The 6,149-nt window shown below is 73.2% G+C and carries 5 protein-coding genes; all 5 read left to right on the forward strand.

Annotation, left to right across the window (positions count from 1 at the left end; translation table 11 throughout):
• Positions 1–94: 94 nt before the first annotated feature.
• Entirely contained in the window at positions 95–1,774 is a 1,680-nt protein-coding gene (locus IMZ11_RS22105) for a hypothetical protein (protein WP_228644249.1), read from the forward strand.
• A 123-nt stretch (positions 1,775–1,897) separates the two neighbouring features.
• The gene (locus tag IMZ11_RS22110) at positions 1,898–3,115 is read left to right on the forward strand and encodes a hypothetical protein (RefSeq protein ID WP_228644250.1); all 1,218 of its coding nucleotides are present in this window, start codon (positions 1,898–1,900) and stop codon (positions 3,113–3,115) included.
• A gap of 126 nt (positions 3,116–3,241) precedes the next feature.
• Positions 3,242–3,790: a peptide deformylase gene (def, locus tag IMZ11_RS22115; protein WP_228644251.1), complete on the forward strand. Its 549-nt coding sequence runs from the start codon at positions 3,242–3,244 to the stop codon at positions 3,788–3,790.
• Positions 3,790–4,773, forward strand: coding sequence for a methionyl-tRNA formyltransferase (gene fmt / locus IMZ11_RS22120; RefSeq protein ID WP_228644252.1), 984 nt, complete (start codon positions 3,790–3,792; stop codon positions 4,771–4,773). The genes def and fmt overlap by 1 nt, the downstream gene beginning before the upstream one ends.
• Positions 4,774–6,149, forward strand: a 1,376-nt coding sequence (locus tag IMZ11_RS22125) for a transcription antitermination factor NusB (RefSeq protein WP_228644253.1), incomplete at its 3' end; no start/stop codon positions are given. It abuts the gene before it with no gap.

A 6,149-nucleotide genomic window follows, 5' to 3' on the forward strand; every position in this document is an offset into this window, starting at 1 on the left:
CGGCCGAAGGGTGCGCCGCGAGTCCCGGGCCTGCGGTTTCCCGGCCGTTCCTCGCCGATTCGCGATGCTGTCAGTAACCCGTTAGCGTCTCCTTGTGTCGATCGAATGGGTGAACCGCGCTGTCGACGGCCTGCGCGCGTGGGGGCGTGAGAAGGGCGTCGAGGTCGACGTCGACGAGGTGCGGCTGCTGTGCGACTACGCCAGCGACTACCTGGAGGTGAACGAACTCGGCGATTTCCGGCCGGGAACGTTCGAGGAGCTCCTGCTGGAGATCTACCCGCGCAAGGTCATCGCGCCGCCCGAGAGCGCGGGCGAGACCGTTGCGGCCGCGCGCACCCTCGTCGAGTTCCTCGTCGAGACCGGCGAGATCGGCGCCAAGACGGCGATGCGCATCCGGGCCGTGCTCGACGAGATCGAGCCCGAGATGCCCGCCGCCCTCGCCGACACGACCAAGTTCGGCATGGCCAAGAGCATCTTCAGCGCCATCAACGCCGACTCGCTCGACCTGGCCGACCCCGCCGCCGTCCAGCGCGCGGTGGAGGAGTACGACGGCCTCGACGAGGACGCCTGCGACTGCCCCGGCTGCGCTCCCCTCCCGGCGGTGCGGCTCGCCCCGCCGTCCGAGATCGCCCGGGCCGTACGGGAGGTGCCGCTGCTACGGGACGCCCACCTGCTGGTGGAGTGGATGGCCGAGGGCGGCAGGACCACCACGGTCAGGAAGGCGCTCAGGGTGAAGGACGCGCGCCTCGTCACGGAGGAGGCCGGCGTGGAGCGGCCCGCCCTGGCCTGGCGGCTGGCCCTCGATCTCGGCCTGGCCCGGCTGGAGGGCACCACGGTATTCGTGGAGGAGGGGTTCATCCCTCTGGCGTCCCGTGACGAGGAGGACCTGCTCGACCTGTGGGCGGCGACCGTGGAGTTCCTCATCGAGGCTCCCGTCGACATCACCGGCAACGAGGCCGTGGACGAGTCGATCTACGCGGTCCACGACCTGCTCTACCGGCTCCAGGTGCCTGTTCCGCCGGACGGCGTCGCGGAATACCTGCGTGAGCTGGCCGCGGGAGAGCGGGTGGACGGGCTCGACGAGGCCCTGGACAGGCTCGCCTACACGGGGACGGTGCATCACCTGGGCGGTGGCGTCGCGCTCACCTCGCACGGCCTGTGGGGGCTGCGGGAGCTCTATCTGGAGATCGGGCTTGAGCCGCCCATCGCCGCCGACCTCGCCGAGGGGGACGCGAGCGGGCTCATCTCCGGCCTCATCACCAGCGGCCTGCCCGCCGAGGTGGCCGAGGGCGACATCGAGCGATGGCTGGCCGGGCGCACGCCCGAGCAGGCGGCGGCGGAACTGCTCGGCGCGGTCGCGGGCGCGCCCGCGGAGATGCGCGGCATCGCCGTCACCATCGTCGACCGGCTCTCCGCCGAGGCCGAACCCGCGGTTACGCGCTGCCTCGACGATGCCGAACTGCGTCCGCACGCCATCCACTGGCTCGCGTCCCGGGGGCTGCCGGCGCCCGCGCTCACCCAGGACGAACTGCTCTGGGTCAGCGTGGACATGCTGGCCCTCGCGCTGCCCGCCGCGCAGATCGATCCCGACGGGTTCGCGGAGAACATGGCGGTGTCCGGTCCTCCTCCGTATCTGATCGAGGACATGTGGCGGGTCGATCACCCCGACGTGGTCGAGGTGCTCGAACTGCTCGGCAACACCCTTCCCGACAAGGTCACCGCCAAGGCGGCGCGCAAGGCAGCGTTCAAGGCGCGCTCGCGGGGCATCCGCTAGGACGACGTGGCGGCTCGCGGGTCCACGCCGCGGCGGGGTCCGCGGGTGACCGGGCGCCTGTGTCCCCTGGGGACTACGCGGCACACGGCACTGGTTTCGCCCGGTGTGGAGTAAGTTGCTGTAATGGCCGACAGCGACGCGCTCACTTTCCCGCCGGTCGACCTCGCCCCCGACGAGGAACTGGTTCAGGCCGTGCCCTTGGTGCCGCTCGTGCGCGACGCCGTACGGCTCGCGCGGTGGACCGGGGTGCGCGAGGTCACCGAGGTCGGGCTGCTGACCGAGGAGGACGCCGCGGCGGCGGTCCACGACCTCGGCCTGGAGGCCCGATGGCTGCGCCTGCTGTGGATCGTCGCGGTGAACGGCCGCCTCATCGAGATCACTCGCGCCGGAGCCCGGCCGGGCCCGGCGGTGCGCGACCTGCTGGAGTTCTGGGACGGCGTGATCATGGACGTGCTGGACCGGACCGACGAGGGCCTGACCGGCTCCAGCGTGATCGACGAGCATCTGACGGAGATCCTCGCGACCATCTACTCGGTGCGTTCGGGGATGCCGGTCGCCGCCCTCGCCTCGGGCATCCTGCAGGCGCACGAGGTCGGCTGCGAGGCCCGGCCGGCGGAGCTGCGGCGCCTGCGGATGACGCTGCCGGCCGAGCTCGCCGACGCGCTGGCCCTGCTGGAGTACTGCGGGCTGATCGAGCCCTCCGCCGACCTCGTACGGCTGACCCGGCCGGGGGTGTGGGCGGTGCGGCGTGACCTGCTGCGCGAGGGGCATGACGCGCCCTCGCTGCACGAGGTGGCGGGGTTCGCCGAGCTGGGCGCCGCCGAGCTGATCGAGGCGATGCTGGCCGGGAAGGCGTCGTCGAGCGTCGCCACGCTGTGGCTGGAGCGGCGGATCCCCGAGGACGCCGCCCGCGAACTCATCAAGATCGCCGCGACGGGCAACGCCGCGCAGCGGGGGACCGCCGGCACGATCCTGGAGGAACTGGGCCCGGAGGCCGAGCCCGCCGTGCGCGAGGCGCTCGGCGAGCCGCTGATGTGGCGGTACGCCGCGGCCTGGCTGGGCGTCCGCGATCTGGAGGCGCCCGCGCTGAGCGAGGGGGACGGCGCGTGGGTGGCCGTGGACACGCTCGCCGCCCTGCTCTACATCGGTGCCGCCGGTGAGTCGGCCGGGGAGATCGACATGCTGGGAGAGGACCTGCTCACGCTGGTCCCCGAGATGGGCCGCGCCGACCATCCCGACGCCCTCGCCGTCCTGGAGATGCTGGGCCGGCATCACCCCGACGTGGTCATCGCCAAGGCGGCGCGCAAGACCGCCATGAAGGTCCGTTCCCGGCACGCCTGAGCGCGGTTCCGGCGCTCGCGCGGGCCCGCCACGCGTCGCGCTCGCCTTTCGGCATCAGTGCCGGAGGGCCGTAAACTGGGCTGATCCCTGGAACTTGACATGACCTGATGTGAACGGAGCCGTCTGTTGTCCATTCAGCCGATCCGCCTGTTCGGCGACCCGGTGCTGCGCACCCCGGCGGAGCCGGTGGTGGATTTCGACAAGGAGCTGCGCAGGCTCGTCAAGGACCTCACCGACACGATGATGGACGCGCCGGGCGCCGGTCTGGCCGCGCCGCAGATCGGTGTCGGGCTGCGCGTGTTCACCTACTACATCGATGACCAGCTCGGGCACCTGATCAACCCCGATCTCGACCTCTCCGCCGAGCTCGACGAGGAGGGCGAGGAGGGCTGCCTGTCCTTCCCCGGCCTGTCCTTCCCGACGCCGCGTTCGATCAGGGCCGTCGCCAAGGGTTTCAACATGCACGGCGAGCCCGTCGTGCTCGAGGGCACCGACCTGATGGCGCGCTGCTTCCAGCACGAGACCGACCACCTGGACGGCGTGTTGTTCATCGACCGCATGGACGCCAAGCAGCGCAAGGTGGCGATGCGGGCGATCCGCGAGGCCGAGTGGAGCGGGCTGTCCGCCCCGGCCGTCAAGTTCTCGCCGCACGCGACGCGGGGGAGGGCCCTGTAGTGCGCCTCGTCTTCGCCGGCACCCCGGACACCGCGCTGCCCTCGCTGCGCGCGCTGCTGGACTCACCCCGGCATGAGGTGGCCGCCGTCGTCACCCGCCCGGACGCGCAGTCCGGCCGGGGGCGCAAGGTCCACCCCAGCCCCGTGGCCCAGCTCGCCGACGAGGTCGGCATCGAGGTGCTCAGGCCGGCGAAGGCCGGGGATCCCGACTTCCTCGACCGCCTGCGCGAGATCGGCCCGGACTGCTGCCCCGTCGTCGCGTACGGCGCGCTGCTGCCGCAGTCCGCGCTCGACATCCCCCCGCACGGGTGGATCAACCTGCACTTCTCCCTGCTGCCGGCCTGGCGCGGGGCGGCGCCGGTCCAGCACGCGGTGCTGCACGGCGACGAGATCACCGGCGCGGCGACGTTTCGCATCGTCAAGGAGCTCGACGCCGGGCCCGTCTTCGGTGTGGTCACCGAGCGGGTCCGTGCCGACGACACCAGCGGCGACCTGCTCGGCCGCCTCGCCGAGTCGGGCGCGGAGCTGCTCCTCGCGACCCTCGACGGCATCGAGGACGGCACCCTGGAGGCCCGCGAGCAGCCGCAGGACGGCGTCAGCCTCGCCCCGAAGATCGGCGTGGACGACGCCCGGGTGGACTGGACGGCTCCCGCCCTGCGGGTGGACCGCCTGGTCCGCGCCTGCACCCCCGCTCCCGGCGCCTGGACCGAGTTCCGCGGCCAGCGGGTCAAGCTCGGCCCGGTACGGCTCGCGCCCGCCGTGGAACCGCACAGTGCGGATCCGCACGGTGTGGAGCACGGTGTGGAGCACGGTGTGGACCGGCTCGGCCCCGGTGAGATCAGGGCGGCCAAGAACAGCGTCCTGGTGGGCACCGCGACCCATCCGGTCGAGCTGGGCGAGGTGCAGCCCCAGGGCAAGCGCGTGATGACGGCGGCGGAGTGGGCGCGCGGCGTACGCGTCACCGATCAGGATCGGCTGGACTGAGTGACCGTGAACAGCGACAACCGCGGCCAGAACCGTCCGGGCCAGAACCGTGGCGGCCAGGAGCGGGGCGGCCAGGAGCGGGGCAACCAGAACCGTGGCGGCCAGGAGCGCGGAGGCCAGAGCCGCGGTGGCCAGAACCGGCCGAGCCGCAGTGGTGGGCCGCGCCGCCCGTCCAGGCCGGTCAGGGACGAGGCGCGCAACGCCGCCTACGACCTGATGCGAGCGGTGGACGAGCGCGACGCGTACGCCAACCTGCTGATGCCGACGATGCTCCGGCAGCGGAAGATCACCGGCAGGGACGCCGCGCTCGCCACCGAGTTGGCGTACGGGACACTGCGCGGGCTCGGCACCTATGACGAGATCATCGCCATGTGCAGCGACCGCGCTCCCGAGGACGTGGACCCGCCGCTGCTCGACGCGATCCGGCTCGGCGTCCACCAGCTCCTGAGGACCCGCATCCCTCCGCACGCGGCGGTGAGCGCGACGATCGACCTGGTACGGCTCCGCGTCGGCGGCGGCCCCGCCCGGTACGCCAACGCCGTGCTGCGCAAGGTCGCGACCCGGACGCTCGACGAGTGGCTGCCCATCGTCGCGCCGTCGCGTGAGGACGACCCCGTCGGCAACCTGGCGGTCACCTACAGCCATCCCGGCTGGGTCGTGGGCGCTCTGCGGGACGCCGTCGGCGGCGACTTCGACGAGACCGCCGCCCTCCTCGCCGCCGACAACGACCGGCCCAGGGTGGCTCTGGTGGCCAGGCCCGGCCGGTGCTCGCTGGACGAGCTGGTCGCCGCCGGGGCGGAACCCGCCGCGTACTCGCCGTACGGCGCCTACCTGCCCGAGGGTGACCCGGGCGCGATCGTGGCGGTGGGCGAGGCGCGGGCGGCCGTGCAGGACGAGGCCAGCCAGCTGGTCGCCCTCGCCCTCACCAGGGTTCCGCTGGACCAGGACGCGCGCTGGCTCGACATGTGCGCGGGGCCGGGCGGCAAGGCCGGGCTGCTGGACGCGGTGGCGACCCAGCGGGGGGCACACCTGCTCGGCGCCGACGTGCAGTACCACCGCGCCCGGCTGGTCTGGCGGGCCACCGCCGAGGCCAAGGTCATCGTGGCGGACGGCACCGAGCCCCCGTGGCGGCCCGGCGCCTTCGACCGGGTGATGCTGGACGCCCCCTGCACCGGCCTGGGCGCGCTGCGCCGCCGGCCCGAGGCGCGCTGGCGGCGTGACCCGCGCAGCATCCCCGAGCTCACCGCGTTGCAGCGCCGGCTGCTCGCCACCGCGCTCGACGCCGTACGGCCCGGCGGGGTGGTGGCCTACGTGACGTGCTCGCCGCACCTCGCTGAGACGCGCGCGGTGGTGGGCGACTTCACGGGGGAGGGGAC

The sequence above is a fragment of the Microtetraspora sp. AC03309 genome (assembly GCF_020826795.1).
Lineage (GTDB): Bacteria > Actinomycetota > Actinomycetes > Streptosporangiales > Streptosporangiaceae > Microtetraspora > Microtetraspora glauca.